Genomic DNA, 19,056 nt, shown 5'->3' with positions numbered 1-19,056 from the left:
GGAGTGCTTCAACTAGCGGATACCACGATCCAACTAGCGGATAAGCGGCCTCAACTAGTGAAAGGCAAGCTGACTAGCGGATAGCGGGCTTCAACTAGCGGATGGAATGATACAACTAGTGGATAACCCGATCCAACTAGCGGATAGCACCCTCCAACTTGCAACAGAAAATTCTCTTAAAAAAGCTCAATCATATATTCCCGATAACGAAATGCACCTACACTAGGGAAACCCATACTTTGCAGAATTCTACTGGCAGTATGAATATCCTCAATTCCCAAAAACCAACGGCACTCCTGATTAGTAATACTCCTCTTAAATATCAAAAACCATTCCCTAAACATCGCTACATGTGCCAAGTGATCATTTGCCCCACAAAACGGGCAATGCCATGTCCTCGGTAACTTAACCATGCCAATCCGGCCGCACACAAAACAACGCACACCTGGTATAAAATCACTAAAAGGAATCCCATATGACTCAGAGAGCGGCTTTGGGATAAAAGGACGATGACTGGTAAGGAGTTCATGAGAAAGCCAGTTGAAGGTTTCAGGTTCCAGCTTGCTGGATTGCTGAGGGATTTTTTTAATATAAGAAGTAATCGAGCTGGGGAACAGCACCTTCGTTTTGGCTGGGGCAACAGCGACAATTTGTCTAGGATAAGCAACTACTACAGCACCATATATCGGCAGCTTAACGTTGTGCCGCACATTCCAATCACGCAGCAATTCGCAATTACGTTCTAACTGGGCCACCGGGCTTTCAAACCCGTCTTGATGCCCGTCCTCCCTGATCCGGATTAATTGCGGCGGATTGTCGTGAAACTCCAGAATGCCGGCAATATTTTTTGCCTCCAACACAAGCCCAAACCATGGCGTAAAAACATATGTGTCCATCTGAAAGCACTCATCAGATGCAGGAGATAAATCGTGGAAAATTTGATGCTCAAACGGTAAGGAGCACTTACGAAGAACCTCAGCCACCCTTTCCTCCCCGCCAATCCCAGCCTCCAACGCTGACTGCTTAGCGGCCAAAACCGGAAAAAGCGGATGACTCGCAGGCAGCCGGGCTTGACCCGCCAACAACCCTTGAAGCTTAAAAGAAGGATCTCTTTCTTTTACCGTACAAATAGCTAACACCTCCATAAAAATGCCTTACACCCTGCATCGTAGCACATCCCCATACCCGATACTATGAAGAGAATAACAATTTCATAATTTTGTAAAAAACGCCTATTGACCACAGGGGTCAACGGAATTACAATAACATTGACTCAACTGGTCAATATCAAAAAAAGGAGGCAGCCATCAAGTTGTTTTCAAAATTTTTTAGCCTAGAAAAAGAAAAACAAGACCGAATCATCAACGCGGCCATCAAAGAGTTCGCGGGGAACGGATACGATAAAGCATCCACAAATGAAATCGTAAAGGAAGCAGGCATCTCAAAAGGCTTGCTGTTTCACTACTTCCAAAACAAAAAGCAACTATTCTTATTTTTATTTGACCACAGTATTCAAATCATTTCCGATGAGTTTTACAAAAAAATTGACTTAAGGGAGACGGACTTTTTTGCAAGAATGCGCCAGGCTGTCATGATCAAAATGGAGCTGCTCACCCAATATCCGGAAATCTTTAAATTTGTCGAAGAGGCTATCTTGGAAGACTCAAAAGAAATTAAAGCTGACATCGAAAATAAGACCAAACAACTTAATGCAAGCAACTTCGGAAAAATTTATGAAGGCATCGACTTTACCAAATTCAGAGACGACATCGACATTCAAAAAATCTTGAAAATCATCACATGGTCACTGGAGAAATTAAGCGATGAGGAGCTGGCCAAAGCCAAATTAGTACCAGGCCATGACATTGATTATTCAAGTATCCGACAGGAAGCCGAAGAATATTTTGAAATCTTAACCAAAGTCTTTTATCGATAAAAGGGAGGCTTTACCTATGAATGTCATTGAAATCAAAAACTTAACCAAATCATATGGCAAGTCGAGGGGAATCACTGACATCAGCTTTACCGTTGAGGAAGGAGAAATCTTTGGTTTCATCGGACCAAACGGGGCCGGCAAATCCACCACAATCCGAACGTTGCTGTCGCTCATCTACCCAACGAGCGGCAGCGCCATGATCTTTGGCAAGGATTGTATCCAGTTTGCCCAGGAAATAAAAAGGGAAATTGGTTATTTACCATCTGAAGTTTTTTACTATGACAATATGAAAGTGAAAGATCTACTAAACTATTCCGCTAGTTTTTATAAAAAGGACTGCAGGAAGCGAATCAAAGAGCTGGCGGAAATCATGGATCTCGACCTAAATAAAAAAATTGATGACCTGTCGTTAGGGAATAAGAAAAAGGTTGGGATTGTCCAAGGGCTGCTCCATGAACCGAAACTGATTATTCTCGACGAGCCGACCAGTGGATTAGATCCGTTGATGCAGCAGAAATTCTTCGATTTATTAGAGGCGGAAAACAAAAAGGGTGCGACGATCTTATTTTCCTCACACATCCTTAGCGAAGTGCAGCGCTTATGCAATCGGGTCGCGATCATTAAAGAAGGAAAAATTGTTGCGGTCGAAAAAATCAGCACGCTGCAGGAAAACAATTATAAAAAGTTCAAGCTCCAAACCAAGTCGCCTCTGCCAAACGATTATTTTCAACAAGCAGGCACACATAATTTAATCGTTAACGGCAATGTAACCAGCTTTATGTTTCGCGGTGACCTTAACCATATCGTGAAAAAAATCGCTGAACTGGATATCGCCAACCTGTGGATTGAAGAGCCGGACCTCGAGGAAATTTTCATGCACTATTACGAGAAGGAGGCATAAGACGTCATGAATATTTTCCTTCATGAATTAAGGGCTTATCGGAAGTCGACGATCATCTGGTCGCTCTCGTTAGTCGTTGTCATCGCCTTGTTTATGTCGTTCTATGCTTCCTTTGCGAAAGATGCTGAGGAGTTTACGAGATTGCTGGCAAACTATCCCGAGGCGGTCAGAAAGGCATTCGGCATAAACCTAGATAACTTCTTTTCAATACTTGGATTTTATAGCTACCCGCTTAGCTTTATTACTTTGTGCGGCGCAATTCAGGCGATGAACTTAGGTACGGGAATCGTTAGCAAAGAGGTCCGGGAAAAAACTGCCGACTTTCTATTAACAAAGCCTGTCACCCGGACGCAAATTTTAACGGCGAAACTCCTGGCGGCCCTCGTGTCCCTAGTAATAACATTTGTCGTTTACTTTGTTGCCGCCAGCATCACCGCTTTGCAAGTGAAGACAGACGACTTTAGCATGAAAACCTTCTTCCTTCTGTCACTATCACTGCTGTTCATTCAGCTGATTTTTTTAGCAGTTGGGATGATCGTTTCAGTGATTATTCCAAAAATAAAATCCGTACTGACGGTTTCATTGGCTACCGTTTTCGCTTTCTACTTTGTTGGCATGCTCAGCGCCACATCAGGTGATGAGGCCAAGCGGTACCTATCGCCATTTAAATATTTTGATAGCAGCTATATTATGGAACATACGAGTTTTGAAGCATCCTACCTGATAACAGGTTTGGGGATTGTAGTGGCTGCGATATTGGCTAGCTATTTCATATTTGTGAAAAAGGATATCCATGCGGTTTAATGGGAGGAACCAACATGAATATATTTTTAAAAGAGGTAAAGTCACATCGCAAATCGCTGATTTTTTGGTGCATCGGTGTGTTCCTGATGGTCGTATCTGGTATGAGCAAATATGAAGCATATTCTTCGTCTGGGCAATCAATGAATGATTTACTGAAGGATATGCCGAAGTCGTTGGCAGCGGTGCTGGGCTTCAATGATTTGGATGTCTCCAAACCAAGCGGCTACTATGGACTGCTGTTTCTTTACCTATTATTGATGGCCACGATCCACGCAGCGATGCTGGGTGCTACGATCATTGCCAAGGAAGAGCGTGATAAAACTTCGGAGTTCTTATTTGTTAAGCCGGTATCGAGGAACATGATTATCACCGCGAAACTGCTCGCCGCATTCGTGAATATTGTTACTTTCAATCTAGTAACCTACGGATCATCCGTTGTGTTGATGGGACAGTATGCGAAAGGTGGGGATATCACTAGCGACATTGGTATGACGATGGCAGGAATGTTCTTTTTACAAGTTTTGTTTATGGTGCTGGGCAGTGCGATTGCTGCTGTGAAAAAACGGCCCAAATCAGCCGCTTCCCTAGCATCAGCCGTTCTTTTGCTGACATATGTCCTGTCGGTCGCCATTGATTTAAGTCCAAACATCGAGGGGCTCAAGTACTTGACGCCGTTCAAATATTTTGAAGCAAAGAATGTCATGTATGGCGGCGGGCTGGATGCTGTGTTTGTGGTGATTTCCATTGGATTAACCGCAGCGTTTTCCATCATTACGTACGTTTGTTATCAAAAAAGGGACCTTGCCGTGTAAAGAATGCCTTGAAACACGCCAGGCAGAGGGGCACTCCTTGCTAAATGTAGTAAACTACTCACGGAGCGAGGCGCCAGAAGTGCAATGGAAAGTAACTTCTCATAGATGAAGCAAGACCGGGACCCTCCCCGGTCTATTTTTATTGTATTTTGAAAAAATTAGAAGCTTTATTAGTTGTTTAATATAACCTGACAAACCTATAATACAGTTATTCAGATAGGAGCACCGGGGTGAGACGATGGATTTTTTTAAAAAATATGTAAAGAAATACTGGAAGACATTTAGTGTTGCCGTCCTTTTCCTCACGATTGAAGCAATATGTGATTTGCTGCAGCCAACCGTCATGGCCCATATTGTCGATAATGGCGTTGCCAATCAAGATCTGCATTATGTGTTAAAAATGGGCGGCTTGATGCTTGCGATTACAGCATTGGGTGCTGTGGCAGCCGCGACGCGAAGCGTTATGGCCAGCATTACATCACAAGGGTTTGGCACTGAGTTAAGGAGCGATTTGTTTAAAAAAATTCAAACATTATCCTTTAAAAATCTCGATAAGTTTGAGCGGGCCTCGCTGATTACCAGACTGACCAACGATGTCACGCAAGTACAAGTGTTTGTCAACGGGTTAATGCGAATCTTTGTGAAATCACCTTTGCTGGCAATTGGCGGGTTGATTATGGCTTCAAGGCTGAATCTGCACCTCGCCGTTGTTCTTGCAGTCGTGGTGCCGATTGTTGCCTTATTAATTATCCTCAACATGAAATTTGGCTTTCCGTTATTCTCCAAGGTACAGAACGCCCTGGACCGGGTCAACCTGGTGATCCGCGAATATTTATCCGGAGTCCGGGTCGTCAAGGCGTTTAACCGATTCGGTGTCGAGGTAGAAAAGTTTTCCCGAGCGAATGAACAGTTTAAGAATCAGTCAATTGCCGCAAGTAGGGTGATGGCAGTGTTCAGCCCAGCGATTATGCTGACTGTCAATATGGGAATCGTTGCTGTGCTTTGGCTGAGCGGCCTTGGCGTTGAATCCGGCAGAGTTCAAGTCGGGCAGACGATTGCTTTTATCAACTATATGACACAAATCCTTTTTTCCTTAATGATGATTTCCATGGTGTTTAACATGTTTGTCAGGGCCCGTGCATCGGCTGAACGAATTGGTGACGTATTTGCTGAGCAGGATGATTTTGCTTGGAGCCAAGAAATGATTTCTTCCCCTGAGAAACCTGGAAGGATTGATTTTGAAAATGTCAGCTTCTCCTACGATACAAATGGCGAGGAGCCAGTCTTAAAAAATATTACTCTCTCCATCCTTCCCGGGGAAACAGTGGGTATAATCGGTTCCACCGGATCCGGGAAAAGTACTCTGGTCAAGCTGATTCCCCGGTTTTATGACGTGGTGAGAGGCTCGATTAAAGTAGACGGAGTGGATGTTAAGGAAGTCAATCCAACGACTCTTCGGGAAAAAGTCGCTTTTGTTCCGCAAAAAAATATCCTGTTTACGGGAACGGTTACGGAAAATATCCGCTGGGGCAAAGAGGATGCCAATCTTGCTGAAATTGAAGCAGCCGCACGGGTTGCCTGTGCCCATGAGTTTATTTCTGAGTCTCCGGAAGGTTATGAAACCAATATTGGCCAGGGCGGTGTAAATTTTTCTGGCGGGCAGAAACAACGGCTGGCGATTGCCCGTGCCTTAGTCAAGAAACCGGAAATCTTGATTTTGGACGATAGCACGAGCGCGGTCGACGTCGCCACCGAGGCGAAGATGAAGCAAGGGTTAAAAACAGTTGCAAGCGGAATTACTTGTATTTTGATTGCCCAGCGGATCACGTCGATGATCGATGCCGATAAAATTGTTGTGTTAGATCATGGAGAAATCGCCGGTGTCGGCACACATGTCCAGTTGTTGAAGGAATGTACGGTCTATCAGGAAATCTATCGGTCACAAATGGGCAAGGAGGCGATATAAATGGCAAACGAAGCACCACAGAGAAACAATCCCCCAGGCCCGCCGCCACTAAGGCCAGGCGGCCCGCACCAGCGCGGTCCGGTCGTCAAACCGAAGAATTTTAAAGGCACCCTGAAGCGGTTGTGGAATTATTTTGGCAAAGAAAAAAGGATGCTTTCTATTATCTTTGTGTTTATTGTCATCGATGCTGTCCTCATCCTGCTCAATCCCTATTTGATCGGAAAAGCAATTGACGCGATGAGCCCGGCAAAAGGAGCGGTCGATTTCAGCTTTTTGGAAATCATGATTATGATATTGATTAGTGCATATGCTTCCAGTGCTGTCCTCAATTTTTTGCAAGGCTGGCTGATGGCTGGCGTGGCCCAGCGGATTGTTCGGGAATTGAGGGACTCCCTGTTTAAAAAGCTGCAGCGATTGCCGGTATCCTTTTTTGACGCCCGGTCGCACGGAGAATTAATGAGCCGGCTTTCCAATGACGTTGACAATGTCAGCAGCACGATCTCACAATCAACCACGCAGTTAATGTCAGGGCTGATCGGGATTATCGGGTCGCTGGTGATGATGCTGGTGTTAAGTCCGATTTTAACGGTGGCCAGTTTGATTACGGTTCCCCTTGTATATTTGCTGACCCGGACGATCGCCAGGCGGACCAGTGTCCTGTTTAAAAATCAGCAGGTGCAGCTCGGGAAATTGAATGGTCAAATAGAAGAAACAATCTCGGGTATTGAAGTGGTCAAAGCATTTAACCATGAAGATAAGGTGATTGAGGAGTTCGAGGAGGTCAACACGAAGCTGCGTGAAGTCGGCCTTAAGGCGCAAATTTGGTCGGGGTTTTTGATGCCAATTATGAATGTGATCGGAAACCTAGGTTTTACAGTAGTGGCCATCGTCGGCGGTGTGCTGGCGGTTAAGGATTTGATTACGATCGGGGCGATTGCCAGCTTTATTACCTACTCGAGGCAGTTTGTTCGTCCGCTTAATGACCTGGCTAATATTTTTAATATACTTCAGTCCGGTGTGGCCGGAGCCGAGCGAGTGTTTGAAGTGATGGATGAACAAGAGGAACCAAATGACCCACAAGGTGCAGTGTTGCTTGAGAATCCGCAAGGCAATGTGGTCTTTGATCATGTCAGCTTTGGTTACCGTCCTGATGTGCCGATTTTAAAAAATGTCAGCTTTGAGGTGAAAGCAGGCACGAGTATTGCCTTAGTCGGTCCAACTGGGGCCGGAAAAACAACGGTCGTCAATCTCTTGACCAGGTTTTATGACGTGACTGAAGGCAGCATCCTTCTTGATGGCCGGGATATCCGGGAGTATACGAGGGACAGCCTGCGGCGATGTTTCGGGTTCGTGCTCCAGGATACGTACTTGTTTACTGGCTCGATTAAGGAAAATATTAAGTACGGAAAACCCGATGCCACTGATGAGGAAATTGTTGCGGCGGCCCGGATGGCTGGTGCCGATGCGTTTATCAGACGGCTTCCCCGCCAATATGAAACGCTGTTGTCTGAAAATGGCGGAAACTTAAGTCAAGGCGAACGGCAGCTTTTGGCGATTACCAGGGTCATGCTCGCAAAGCCGGCGTTGCTGATTTTGGACGAGGCCACCAGCAGTATTGATACTCGGACTGAACTTCATATTCAGCGAGCCTTGCTTGCACTGATGGAGAATCGGACCAGTTTTATCATTGCGCATCGATTAAATACGATTCGTGATGCCGACATCATTATGGTTATTGATCACGGTGAGGTCATTGAGGCCGGCAATCATGAGCAGTTAATGGCGAAGCAAGGAAGATATTATGCGATGTTTTCCAGCCAGTTCAAAAATGCTGAAGCTATCTAAATAACAGAAGTTCTTGGACACTGACAGAGGTCGGTGTCCTTTTTTGGCAGCAATACTGTTGAATTCCTGATATATTGACTTTTTTTCCCGAAAAATAAGTTTTTCTTGCTGATATCTAGACGTTTTTTGCTGATATATTTCATTTTTTGCCGATAAGCTCTGCAGATGCATGGTAGACAGGATATCTTTTGTTAATGACAAGTGTAAAGACAACTGTTAAACTAATCCGTAGAATGCATTTTCCTAGTGAAATAGTGTGTTTGGGGAATAATGTTAATAGTATCCAAAATGGAGGGATAAATCATGAGCGGCACAAAACAGGCTGCCGGCGGCCAGATATGGGGACTAAACAAGTCCGATACCTTCTCTAATAAAAAGCTTCTGGGAATCGCCGGCATGGGTTGGATGTTTGATGCGATGGACGTTGGGATGCTATCGTTTATCATCGCGGCATTGCAGGTGGAATGGCAGCTGACCCCAGGCCAAATGGGCTTGATTGGCAGCATCAACTCAATTGGAATGGCGGTTGGGGCATTTATTTTTGGCATTATGGCAGATAAAGTCGGGCGCAAACAGGTCTTTATCATTACATTATTGTTGTTTTCATTGGCTAGTGGTGCCTCCGCATTTACCACCACATTTACAATCTTTTTGATTCTAAGATTTCTAGTTGGCATGGGATTAGGTGGTGAATTGCCAGTTGCCTCTACGCTGGTATCAGAGAGTGTTCCGGCAGAAAAGCGCGGCCGGACGGTTGTGCTTCTAGAAAGCTTTTGGGCTGGCGGCTGGCTGGTAGCAGCTCTGATTTCGTACTTTGTCATTCCAAACTATGGCTGGCAAATCGCATTGATTATCAGCGCCATTCCTGCTTTATATGGATTATATTTACGCATTGGTCTTCCGGACTCACCTAAATATACGGAGATGCAGGCTCAAACAAAACCAACTGTCCTGCAAAGCTTAAAGGAATTATGGTCCAAGGGGCATGCCCGGCAAACCGCAGTGCTGTGGATTGTCTGGTTTTGTGTGGTTTTCTCCTATTATGGAATGTTTCTGTGGCTGCCCAGTGTAATGGTGATGAAAGGCTTCAGCTTAATTAAAAGTTTTGAGTATGTGCTAATTATGACACTAGCACAGCTGCCGGGCTATTTTACTGCAGCCTGGCTGATTGAAAAAGTGGGCCGGAAATTTGTCTTGGGGGCCTATCTGATTGGGACAGCGGTTAGTGCCTACTTCTTTGGCACGGCTGAATCACTTGCCCTGTTACTGACATCCGGTATTTTGCTGTCATTTTTTAATTTGGGAGCTTGGGGCGGTCTCTACGCTTACACGCCTGAACAATATCCGACAAGGATCCGGGCAACCGGAACAGGCATGGCTGCAGCAATTGGTCGGTTGGGCGGTGTGCTGGGGCCGCTTGCAGTCGGCTACTTTGTGGTGAGAAATGTATCGGTATCACTGATTTTTACGATTTTCTGCCTATCAGTATTAATTGGCGCTTTTACTGTCCTATTTTTGGGAAAAGAAACGAAAAACCAAGAATTAGCATAATAAATTGCGGTATGAGACTCCTCGTTGCAGGAGCCTCTTTTTTTTTATGAAAAAAAATAAATTTTATCCGGACAAAATTTTTTTGGACAAAATGTTTTTCAGAGAGGGCTAGATGCTTTTATGCTTTATTGGATTAATACTGTAAAGACCTTGTTAACAGTAATATTTTTATTATTCAAAATTATTTTAAAAAAGCAAATGTTATTACTAGACGAATTGCCTAATATTATGTACAATGTTTTCAGAATATTATCTCTTTTAAGACAACTAGGGCGTGGAACTTGGGAAAATTTTTTATAAAATAGGGGGTTAAACGATGAGAAAAAGAAAATTAGCTGGTATTTTCATGTCGCTTATGGTAGCGGCAGGCGTAATTGCCGGCTGCAGCGAATCCAGCTCGGGTGGCGGCGGAGGCAGCGATAAAGGCGGCGAAATTAAAATTGGTGCCAACTTGGAATTATCCGGTGGTGTGGCATCCTACGGTCAGTCAATCAAAGAAGGGATTGATTTGGCACTCGATGAAATTAACAAAGATGGTATCGATGGTAAGAAGGTAAAACTGGTAACATTCGATAACAAATCAGAGGCTCCAGAAGCCATTAACGGTGCGACAAAGCTAATTAGCCAGGATAAGGTTTCCGCGATTATCGGATCGGCAACGAGCGGAAATACAAAAGCACAGGTTGAAATTGCACAGAGCAACAATATTCCTCTTTTGACACCGACGGGAACAGCAGCAGACGTGACGGTGAAAGGCGGTAAATTGAATGATTATGTCTTCCGTACCTGCTTCATTGACCCATTCCAAGGTACAGTTGCAGCACAGTTTGCAGCGAAAGATCTAAAGGTAAAAACAGCCGCCATCTTTATTGACAGCTCCAGTGACTATTCCAAAGGTTTGGCGGATTCCTTTAAAGAGAAATTCGCGAAGGAAGGCGGAAAAATCATATCCGAAGAGGCTTATGTCGCAAAAGATACCGACTTCCATTCGCAGTTAACCAATATCAAAGGGAAAAATCCTGATTTCGTGTTTATCCCTGGCTATTATGAAGAAGTTGGCCTCATTGTCAAACAAGCACGTGAAGTAGGCATCACCGTTCCATTAATGGGCGCTGACGGTTGGGATTCTCCTACATTAGTTGACCTTGCCGGAAAAGATGCACTGAACAATACATTCATTACGAACCACTATTCTTCTGGTGACGATGATGCAAAGGTACAAGAATTTGTCAAAGCATTCAAAGCGAAATACAAAGACAAGTCACCAGATGCGTTCAATGCTTTAGGTTATGATTCTGCTTATTTCCTTGCCGATGCGATCAAGCGTGCCGGAAGCAGCGATCCTAAGAAAATCCAAAAGGCACTTGCTGAAACAGATGGCCTTGAGTTGATTACTGGTGTTATGAAGCTAGATAAAAACCATAACCCAATCAAAGCTGCCGTTATTCTTGAGTATAAAAACGGAGAGCAGCAATTTAAAACAAAGGTTAATCCGTAATAGAATACTAGTTGAATAGGGAGAGATTTTTCTCCCTTTTCTTTTTTAAAGTCCTTTCTAAGGAGTGTTTTGGACATGGAACAATTTATTCAGCAGCTGGTAAACGGTATTTCCTTGGGGAGTATTTATGCGTTGATTGCCCTTGGCTATACGATGGTATACGGTATTGTCAAACTGATTAATTTCGCCCATGGCGACGTGTTCATGGTCGGTGCATTTATTGGATTTTATTCGATTACTTTTTTACATTTAGGATTTTTCCCAGCGCTGCTGATTTCCATGGCAGCCTGCGCTCTCTTTGGGGTACTGATTGAACGTATTGCGTACAAGCCGTTAAGAAATGCGACTCGGATTGCGGCCCTGATTACTGCCATTGGTGTCTCTTTGTTCATTGAATACGGCACGATCTATATCCGCGGTGCGCAGCCAGAGGCCTATCCAAATAATGTCGTACCGTTAAAAAGTATCGAGTTGTTCGGTGTCAAAATCAGCGGACAGTCGATTTTGATTTTAGCTGTATCGATTTTCTTGATGATTGTCCTGCAGTTTGTCGTCCATAAAACCAAGATTGGCAAAGCCATGCGGGCCGTGTCCCATGATCAGGATGCTGCAAAGTTGATGGGCATCAATGTGAACAACACCATTTCAGCCACATTTGCCATTGGGTCAGCTCTTGCTGGAGCAGCCGGCGTCATTTTTGGCATGTATTATACAAAGATAGAACCATTAATGGGGATCATCCCGGGCTTGAAGGCCTTTGTCGCTGCCGTTCTGGGTGGAATCGGCATCATTCCTGGCGCCATGGTTGGAGGATTGTTACTGGGCGTTATTGAGGCGCTGGTAAGTGCCTTGGGCGGCTCGTTATGGCGTGATGCAGTTGCCTTTATTGTGCTGATATTAATCCTGATTTTCCGCCCTGCCGGCCTTTTTGGCAAAAATGTCAGGGAAAAGGTGTAGGGGGCGAGAGATATGGCGAAAACTTTAAAAAATGCTAAAGGGTTCTGGGGCACCATCGTGATTGTAATTGTCTTGTCCGTCGTCATCCAATTTCTCATAAACGGGGGCACGCTAAACTCATTTTATGTGAATACGTTGTTTTCAATTGGCATTAATATTATCCTGGCGGTCAGCCTGCATTTAATCATTGGGATTACCGGCCAGTTTTCGATTGGGCATGCCGGCTTCCTGGCAGTTGGTGCCTATGTGTCGGCAATTTTCACAATGAAATTGGCGATGCCGTTTCCAGTTGCGATTGTGGCCGCAGGGTTGGCCGCAGCGGTTGCCGGGTTAATCATCGGAATTCCGACGTTACGGCTGCGCGGTGATTATTTAGCGATAGCCACGCTTGGGTTTGGCGAGATTGTCCGAATTGCCTTTTTAAATATTGACTATGTTGGCGGTGCCAGCGGGATGACGGTATCGCATTTGATTACCTGGCCAATCCTGGTGGCCTGCGTAATCATTACGATTGTGGTGATTGTTAATTTTACCAACTCGACCCATGGCAGGGCCTGTCTGGCAATTCGGGAAAACGAAATTGCGGCGGATGCGATGGGCATTAATACGACTTTTTATAAAGTCATGGCGTTTGCCATCGGTGCTTTTTTTGCTGGTGTAGCGGGCGCTTTGCACGCTCATAACTTTTATATTATCCAGCCGGTCAACTTTGGCTTTTTAAAGTCATTTGATATTTTGATACTAGTGGTGCTCGGTGGATTGGGCAGTATGTCCGGATCCGTCATAGCGGCGATTTTGCTGACAATTATCTCTACCTTCCTATCCAGTTATCCGGAGGTGCGGATGGTTATTTATAGCCTTGTGCTAATTGTCATGATGCTGTTCCGTCCTCAGGGGTTGATGGGGACAAAGGAGATTACCGCATTCTTTAAGGCTGGCCGCACGGCAAAAGGAGGCATGCAAGATGACAAACACACCGTTGCTTAAAGTCGATCATGCCGGGATCCGGTTCGGCGGTTTAAAGGCTGTTTCAGATGTCAATATGGAGCTCAAAGAAGGCGAGTTAGTTGGTCTGATTGGGCCGAATGGTGCTGGTAAGACGACCTTTTTCAACCTGCTGACGGGTGTCTATGTGCCAACGGAAGGCAGCATTCAACTAGATGGTAAAAAGTTAAACGGTTTTGCCCCATATAAAATCACAAAAATGGGCATCAGCCGGACCTTTCAAAACATCCGCTTATTTAGTGATTTATCTGTTTTAGACAATGTCAAAATTGCTTATCATTCACTGGCTAAGCATTCGATCTTGAGTTCGATTCTGCGTCTCCCTCCCCATTTTTCCGGGGAAAAAGAGATGGAGGAAAAGGCCATTGAGTTTTTGAAAATTTTTAAGCTTGAGGGTGTGATGGATGAGCAGGCGAAAAACCTGCCGTACGGTCAGCAGCGCCGCTTGGAAATCGCCCGTGCCCTCGCGGCGAACCCTCGGCTGCTTTTGCTCGATGAGCCGGCTGCGGGAATGAATCCGCAGGAAACGGAAGAGCTGATGAATCTCATTGCCTTGATTCGTGAAAAATTTAAGTTAACGATTCTGTTAATTGAACATGATATGAATCTCGTAATGGGAGTCTGCGAGAGAATCTATGTGCTGGACCATGGCCAATTGATTGCCGACGGGACGCCGGAACAAATCAGAAACAATCCAAAAGTCATCGAGGCGTATCTCGGCGAGGAGGTCTCTTAATATGCTGAAAATCAACGATATCAATGTTTATTATGGCAATATACATGCTTTAAAGGGAGTTTCGCTGGACATCAACGCAGGGGAAATTGTCACCCTGATTGGGGCCAATGGTGCGGGAAAAAGCACACTGTTAAAGACCATCTCTGGTTTGTTAAAACCCAAAACCGGGGAAATCCTGTTTGAGAATGAGCACGTGGCCGGCAAGGTGCCACAGCTGATTGTGAAACGGGGCATCTCGCAGGTTCCGGAAGGGCGCCGTGTGTTTGCCAATATGTCGGTGGAAGAGAATTTGGAATTAGGGGCTTTTTTGCGCAAAGATAAAAAAGGGATTCAAGAGGATTTTGATAAAGTGTTTCAGCTCTTTCCACGGCTTCTCGAACGCCGCAAGCAGCAGTCTGGTACCTTGTCTGGCGGGGAGCAGCAGATGCTGGCAATGGGCCGCGCGTTAATGGCCCGGCCGCGGCTGCTGTTATTGGACGAACCATCGATGGGATTGGCACCGTTATTGGTGAAAACGATTTTCCGAATCATAGAGGAAATCAACCAAACCGGGACGACGATTCTATTAGTGGAACAGAATGCGAATATGGCCTTGTCCATTGCTAACCGTGCATATGTCATTGAGACAGGAAAAATTGTCGCATCCGGCACGGCAGCGGAACTAGGTCAGAGCGATCAGATTAGAAAAGCGTATCTGGGCGGGCACTAATTAGAAAAACGCTATCCCTGTCCAACGCGTATAGCAGAAAACTAGATTTCATTAAAAAGGGAATGGGCGGAGTCAACCAATTCCCTTTTTGGCTATAGATTCGCTTTCCTTTGTTGCTGTTCTAGTTTAAATTGATAGCGGTGCTTTGGCTGGAGCAGATGTTTAAACTTATTTTTATACTCTGCATACAGCTGTTCCAAGCCCACAAGTGTAAGCGAAAAGAAGTTCGCATAATTCTTTTGGACTTCCCACTTCAATTCGTTCTTGCCGCAAATGCTGTACTTGTTGAGCTGCTCAATTTCCTTCTGAAGCTTATCTAATTCTGGCTTTTGCTGCTCTTCAGGGAGCGCCAGGATATAGTCAATTTTTTCAATATAGGCTTGTGATTTTTCAATCTTCTCTTTAATTTCCTGGTAACCAGCTTCATCAATCAAGTGGTATTTTAGTTTGAAGTCGTTCAACTTTTGGGCTGCCTCATAGGTGGAATTGACGATGTCATCCCGAGTCATTTCTTTTGTCTCGAAGCTTAACATATGCTTCCAGGATGGCTGACAAATGGCTCTGCGGTGGTCCTCAAGTGTGTTGCAGAACTTTTTGTAACCATAAATTTCTGGATGTTCGAATGCCGGACTAGCTGGATCAAGGAATGGTGCAAGCGGTGCGACAAAGTAGAAAATTCTTGGATCTCTGTTGCAGGCCAGATGAATTTGTTCGCAGAAATCTATGTTCTCCACGGCACTTTGGTATGTCTGCCCCGGCACCCCGACCATGAAGAACAGGTCGACTTTTTTACAGCCATGCTTTAAGGCAAAGTTAAGGGTTTCGATGACTTTTGCGTTTGTACAGTTGAATTTTCCGTTAAACCGGCGCAAGCCTTCCTCATAGGTTTCTAGAGTAATTTCAATGCTGTATTTTGGACAGCTGTCTTCCATCATTTTAAAGAATTCCTCATCGGCGTATTGGAATAATTCAAACACGATTTCATTTTTCAAATTCAATTCTTTTAATCGGCTGAAAAATTCCTTTACATACTCGCGGCCGCCCTGGCGCAGGTCGTGCAGGATAAAGATGGGCGCACGGCTGAACCGGGAAATAAATTGAATGTCCTCCATCAGCTTCTTCGGTGACCGTAACGCCAGCCGGTTACGGTTGCAGTTCTGGTCGTAGGCATCACGGGAACCGCCGCAAATCAGGCAGTTTTGCGTGCAGCCGCGGGCAGTCAATAAGGCAGTGTTGGGGTATTGCAGCCAGCCGTTATATGGAAGTGGGTCAAGGAAGTTCCTGTACTTAAAGACGGAGCGGACCGTATAGCGGTATCCGGGAACGTCGACATCGTCCAAATCGGATGGGACATAGGTTAACGGGTTGCAGCCAATTTCGTTCCCTTTTTTCCAGGTTAGATTTGGGATATCGGCGTAATGGGTGTTTCCTGTTTCAATTTTATTCATGAGCAGCAGCATCAGCTTTTCAGTGGAGTCGCCGCGCATCACAAAATCGATAAACGGGTATTCGATTAGTTCTTTATGGTAGTAGGTAGAAGATAACCCGCCAAAGATCATCGGCGTTGTGGGATGAAGCTGCTTCACCAGTTTCGCGAGCTCAATGCTTCCGTGAGCATGGGGCAGCCAGTGCAGGTCAATTCCGAATGCACGTGTTTTAATGTTTTTGAGCTTTTTCTCAACATCAAAGTTCTCGCTCATTAGCATTCTATTAGCTATATTGATGATCTTGACCCGAAGTCCGTACTGTTCTAAATAGTCAGCAATAGAGGTGAGCCCAATTGGGTACATTTCAAAAACAGGTGACGATGGTACGACGTCACTGATAGGGCCGGCAAGCAGAGAATTTTTACGGAAATCGTAAACACTTGGTGCATGCAGCAACACTAAATCATATTTCATTTTTCTCACTCCAACTCTTGTTTACTAAAAACTGCGAATTCTATATGTCATAGGCTTACAAAAGAACTTCAATTGTGAATAATTTCACATGAATGTGTAAAAGACATTAGCAAATTTAGTATGTTGTTATCTGGGGGTCTCTTTGATGATTCTAGTTTACTATAAATAAAGAGTCCTCCATTGGCTAAACATTGACGAATTTTCGTTGATTTTGTGGAAATTCTGTGGAAATGTTTTATGGGGAACAAGGACAGGCGGATCCGGTTCTAGCAACTGATGAAATTCTCTAAACTAAGTATTTGAGGAGGGTCCTTGTTTAAGCCGGGGGTTCTCTTTTTTTGGGGTTGGCATCTTTCTAGGGGGGAGTTGCCGGTAAAGGGGCGATTAAGGTTGATAGGGTTCGGAAGGTGCCGGTAAAAATGTGAACTTTGCCGGTAAAGTGGTGGAAAGCGCCGGTAAAAGTGTGAACTTGGTCGGTAATCCCCCTGAGGAAGGACTAAACTCCACCGGACGACTAGAGCAAGCACTAAAACAACTGGTATAATAGCGTTAATTTTTAAAAAAGGGATGATAACCATGGCGCAATCAAAAACAAATGCAATGCGGATCCTTGATTCACACAAAATCAGCTATGAAATGCTTACATATGATAACAAAGACGGCAAAATTGATGGAGTTTCGGTGGCAGATAAAATTGGCCGTGACCCAAAAGAAGTTTACAAAACACTCGTCACCCAAGGGGCAAGCAAAAACCTCTTTGTGTTTGTGATACCCGTGGCAGCGGAACTGGACTTGAAAAAAGCGGCCAAGGCAGCCGGTGAGAAAAACATTGAAATGGTTCCTGTAAAAGACATACAAAAGTGGACAGGTTATATTCGTGGCGGCTGCTCCCCCATTGGCATGAAAAAACAATACAAAACCTATATTGATGCAACCTGCCGCGGAATCAACTCAATTATCGTCAGCGCCGGAAAAATTGGCGTCCAAATGGTACTATCACCAACTCAATTGCAGGAAGTTACCAACGCCGAAATATCTGACATTATCAAATAGCTAGAATGGCAGAAATTTTTCTATGGGCATTCACCTATATACGCCCACCTGCATAGGTTATGGTGTGAAGGTCATTCCTGCATGATCTGGCTAAAACGTCTTAATCAGCAGCCAGATGCAGTTGATTCGTGGAAAAGGGAGCGTTGATGATGGCAGGAAAAATAAAAAATTATTTCGCCGGCGGCAATACAGCCAGAGGGTTTCATAATCTGTATGATTCCAATCTCCAAGGACTGGACCGGCTGTTTATTTTAAAAGGCGGACCAGGGACCGGAAAATCTTCATTGATGAAAAAGATCGGCCGCGAGTGGGTCGAAAAAGGCTTTAATATTGAATTCCTTCATTGTTCTTCGGATAACAATTCTATTGATGGGGTGTTGATTCCGGCGTTGAAGGTAGGAATTGTCGATGGCACTGCACCCCACGTCATTGAACCAAAAGCGCCTGGGGCAGTCGAGGAATACATTAACCTGGGGGAAGCATGGGATGCCAAAACGTTGAGCACCCACAAGAAAACGATTCAGAAGCTGACTGCAGAAATCAGTGCAGCGTTCCAAAAAGCGTATGACACGTTTAAGGAAGCATTAGATATCCATGATGATTGGGAAAAAATCTATATCAACAGTATGAATTTCCAAAAGGCTGACCAGTTGACCAACAAGTTGGCAGGATCCTTTTTTGGAAAAATGAAATTGAATAAACAGGCCGATGTGCGCCACCGATTCCTCGGAGCCGCAACACCGAAAGGCGCAGTTGACTTTGTCCCGAATCTGACGGAGGACATTCCGAAGCGGTATTTTGTGAAGGGACGCCCGGGGTCCGGCAAATCCACCATGCTGAAAAAGTTGGCTCAACTAGCAGAGGAACGCGGGATTGATACAGAAGTATACCACTGCGGTTTTGACCCGCACAGCCTGGATATGCTGATTTTTAGGGAGTTGGGAATTGCGATTTTTGACAGCACGGCCCCGCATGAATACTTCCCGAGCAGTGATGGTGACGAAATCATCGATATGTATGAACTGCTAATCGAACCGGGCACAGACGAAATTTTCGCCGAAATCATCAGCAAAATTTCCGTCAGCTATAGAAATAAAATGAACGAAGCCACCAGCCACTTGGCCCGCGCCAAGCAGCTCCACGACGAACTCGAAGAAATCTACATCGCCGCCATGGACTTCTCCAAAGTAGAACAAATCCAACAAAAAATCGCCGAACAAATCAACCAACTCGCAAGCGTCGGAGCCTAAACAACAAAAGCAGTGGGGACAGTCCCCACTGCTTTTACACGTTACCGTATTGGGGGACAGGCCCCCGCTGCACTAAAGCGATACTGTACTGGGGGACAGACCCCCGCTGCACTAAAGCGATACTGTACTGGG

17 protein-coding genes are annotated in these 19,056 nt (G+C 45.0%); 15 read left to right on the top strand and 2 right to left on the bottom strand.

The genetic code is table 11. The features are described 5' to 3' along the window. Positions 1-176: 176 nt before the first annotated feature. Positions 177-1,145 carry a nuclease-related domain-containing protein gene (locus BN2425_RS21620; RefSeq protein ID WP_081798166.1) on the bottom strand — a complete coding sequence of 323 codons (969 nt, stop codon included), beginning with the start codon at positions 1,143-1,145 and terminating at the stop codon, positions 177-179. 167 nt (positions 1,146-1,312) lie between these two features. Between BN2425_RS21620 and BN2425_RS21615 the strand changes: the two genes are divergently transcribed. The 12 genes from BN2425_RS21615 (at position 1,313) to BN2425_RS21560 (ending at position 14,720) form a co-directional block, all read left to right on the top strand. Beyond that, positions 1,313-1,936, top strand: a complete 624-nt coding sequence (locus BN2425_RS21615) for a TetR/AcrR family transcriptional regulator (RefSeq protein ID WP_042464083.1) — start codon at positions 1,313-1,315, stop codon at positions 1,934-1,936. A 16-nt stretch (positions 1,937-1,952) separates the two neighbouring features. After that, complete coding sequence (locus BN2425_RS21610; RefSeq protein WP_042464080.1) at positions 1,953-2,837, top strand: ABC transporter ATP-binding protein; 885 nt, start codon at positions 1,953-1,955, stop codon at positions 2,835-2,837. 6 nt (positions 2,838-2,843) lie between these two features. Next, a complete protein-coding gene (locus tag BN2425_RS21605) occupies positions 2,844-3,641 on the top strand; it encodes an ABC transporter permease subunit (RefSeq protein ID WP_042464077.1) in 798 nt (265 codons plus the stop codon). 14 nt (positions 3,642-3,655) lie between these two features. Beyond that, entirely contained in the window at positions 3,656-4,453 is a 798-nt protein-coding gene (locus tag BN2425_RS21600) for an ABC transporter permease subunit (RefSeq protein ID WP_042464074.1), read from the top strand. 238 nt (positions 4,454-4,691) lie between these two features. Continuing rightward, positions 4,692-6,419: an ABC transporter ATP-binding protein gene (locus tag BN2425_RS21595; protein WP_042464072.1), complete on the top strand. Its 1,728-nt coding sequence runs from the start codon at positions 4,692-4,694 to the stop codon at positions 6,417-6,419. Next, complete coding sequence (locus tag BN2425_RS21590) at positions 6,420-8,264, top strand: ABC transporter ATP-binding protein (protein WP_042464069.1); 1,845 nt, start codon at positions 6,420-6,422, stop codon at positions 8,262-8,264. Between the two features lie 396 nt (positions 8,265-8,660). Then, a complete protein-coding gene (locus BN2425_RS21585) occupies positions 8,661-9,815 on the top strand; it encodes an MFS transporter (protein WP_042464284.1) in 1,155 nt (384 codons plus the stop codon). 316 nt (positions 9,816-10,131) lie between these two features. After that, positions 10,132-11,313, top strand: coding sequence for an ABC transporter substrate-binding protein (locus BN2425_RS21580; RefSeq protein WP_042464066.1), 1,182 nt, complete (start codon positions 10,132-10,134; stop codon positions 11,311-11,313). 75 nt (positions 11,314-11,388) lie between these two features. Continuing rightward, a complete protein-coding gene (locus BN2425_RS21575) occupies positions 11,389-12,270 on the top strand; it encodes a branched-chain amino acid ABC transporter permease (protein WP_042464063.1) in 882 nt (293 codons plus the stop codon). Between the two features lie 12 nt (positions 12,271-12,282). Continuing rightward, positions 12,283-13,257, top strand: coding sequence for a branched-chain amino acid ABC transporter permease (locus BN2425_RS21570; protein ID WP_042464061.1), 975 nt, complete (start codon positions 12,283-12,285; stop codon positions 13,255-13,257). After that, complete coding sequence (locus BN2425_RS21565; protein ID WP_042464058.1) at positions 13,235-14,011, top strand: ABC transporter ATP-binding protein; 777 nt, start codon at positions 13,235-13,237, stop codon at positions 14,009-14,011. The genes BN2425_RS21570 and BN2425_RS21565 overlap by 23 nt, the downstream gene beginning before the upstream one ends. A gap of 1 nt (position 14,012) precedes the next feature. After that, a complete protein-coding gene (locus BN2425_RS21560) occupies positions 14,013-14,720 on the top strand; it encodes an ABC transporter ATP-binding protein (RefSeq protein ID WP_042464055.1) in 708 nt (235 codons plus the stop codon). A gap of 92 nt (positions 14,721-14,812) precedes the next feature. Here BN2425_RS21560 and BN2425_RS21555 read toward each other — a convergent pair whose 3' ends face one another. Further along, positions 14,813-16,621 carry a TIGR04190 family B12-binding domain/radical SAM domain protein gene (locus BN2425_RS21555; protein ID WP_042464051.1) on the bottom strand — a complete coding sequence of 603 codons (1,809 nt, stop codon included), beginning with the start codon at positions 16,619-16,621 and terminating at the stop codon, positions 14,813-14,815. A gap of 421 nt (positions 16,622-17,042) precedes the next feature. On the opposite strand from BN2425_RS21555, the gene BN2425_RS23415 reads away from it, so the two are divergent. The 3 genes from BN2425_RS23415 (at position 17,043) to BN2425_RS21545 (ending at position 18,924) form a co-directional block, all read left to right on the top strand. Then, entirely contained in the window at positions 17,043-17,165 is a 123-nt protein-coding gene (locus tag BN2425_RS23415; protein WP_264757831.1) for a hypothetical protein, read from the top strand. 32 nt (positions 17,166-17,197) lie between these two features. Beyond that, positions 17,198-17,674, top strand: a complete 477-nt coding sequence (gene ybaK / locus BN2425_RS21550) for a Cys-tRNA(Pro) deacylase (RefSeq protein WP_042464048.1) — start codon at positions 17,198-17,200, stop codon at positions 17,672-17,674. Between the two features lie 149 nt (positions 17,675-17,823). Further along, positions 17,824-18,924 (top strand): PRK06851 family protein, encoded by a 1,101-nt coding sequence (locus BN2425_RS21545; RefSeq protein WP_042464044.1) that lies wholly within the window; start codon positions 17,824-17,826, stop codon positions 18,922-18,924. The last annotated feature ends 132 nt before the right edge of the window (positions 18,925-19,056 follow it).

It is taken from the genome of Neobacillus dielmonensis (assembly GCF_000612665.1).
Taxonomy (GTDB): Bacteria; Bacillota; Bacilli; order Bacillales; family Cytobacillaceae; genus Neobacillus; species Neobacillus dielmonensis.
This window is presented reverse-complemented; position numbering and strand designations above follow the sequence as displayed.

Coding starts and splice junctions, on each gene's coding strand:
- BN2425_RS21620 (WP_081798166.1), bottom strand. CDS start 1,145: ATGGAGGTGTTAGCTATTTGTACGGTAAAAGAAAGAGATCCTTCTTTT.
- BN2425_RS21610 (WP_042464080.1), top strand. CDS start 1,953: ATGAATGTCATTGAAATCAAAAACTTAACCAAATCATATGGCAAGTCG.
- BN2425_RS21605 (WP_042464077.1), top strand. CDS start 2,844: ATGAATATTTTCCTTCATGAATTAAGGGCTTATCGGAAGTCGACGATC.
- BN2425_RS21600 (WP_042464074.1), top strand. CDS start 3,656: ATGAATATATTTTTAAAAGAGGTAAAGTCACATCGCAAATCGCTGATT.
- BN2425_RS21595 (WP_042464072.1), top strand. CDS start 4,692: ATGGATTTTTTTAAAAAATATGTAAAGAAATACTGGAAGACATTTAGT.
- BN2425_RS21590 (WP_042464069.1), top strand. CDS start 6,420: ATGGCAAACGAAGCACCACAGAGAAACAATCCCCCAGGCCCGCCGCCA.
- BN2425_RS21585 (WP_042464284.1), top strand. CDS start 8,661: ATGGGTTGGATGTTTGATGCGATGGACGTTGGGATGCTATCGTTTATC.
- BN2425_RS21580 (WP_042464066.1), top strand. CDS start 10,132: ATGAGAAAAAGAAAATTAGCTGGTATTTTCATGTCGCTTATGGTAGCG.
- BN2425_RS21575 (WP_042464063.1), top strand. CDS start 11,389: ATGGAACAATTTATTCAGCAGCTGGTAAACGGTATTTCCTTGGGGAGT.
- BN2425_RS21570 (WP_042464061.1), top strand. CDS start 12,283: ATGGCGAAAACTTTAAAAAATGCTAAAGGGTTCTGGGGCACCATCGTG.
- BN2425_RS21565 (WP_042464058.1), top strand. CDS start 13,235: ATGACAAACACACCGTTGCTTAAAGTCGATCATGCCGGGATCCGGTTC.
- BN2425_RS21560 (WP_042464055.1), top strand. CDS start 14,013: ATGCTGAAAATCAACGATATCAATGTTTATTATGGCAATATACATGCT.
- BN2425_RS21555 (WP_042464051.1), bottom strand. CDS start 16,621: ATGAAATATGATTTAGTGTTGCTGCATGCACCAAGTGTTTACGATTTC.
- ybaK (WP_042464048.1), top strand. CDS start 17,198: ATGGCGCAATCAAAAACAAATGCAATGCGGATCCTTGATTCACACAAA.
- BN2425_RS21545 (WP_042464044.1), top strand. CDS start 17,824: ATGGCAGGAAAAATAAAAAATTATTTCGCCGGCGGCAATACAGCCAGA.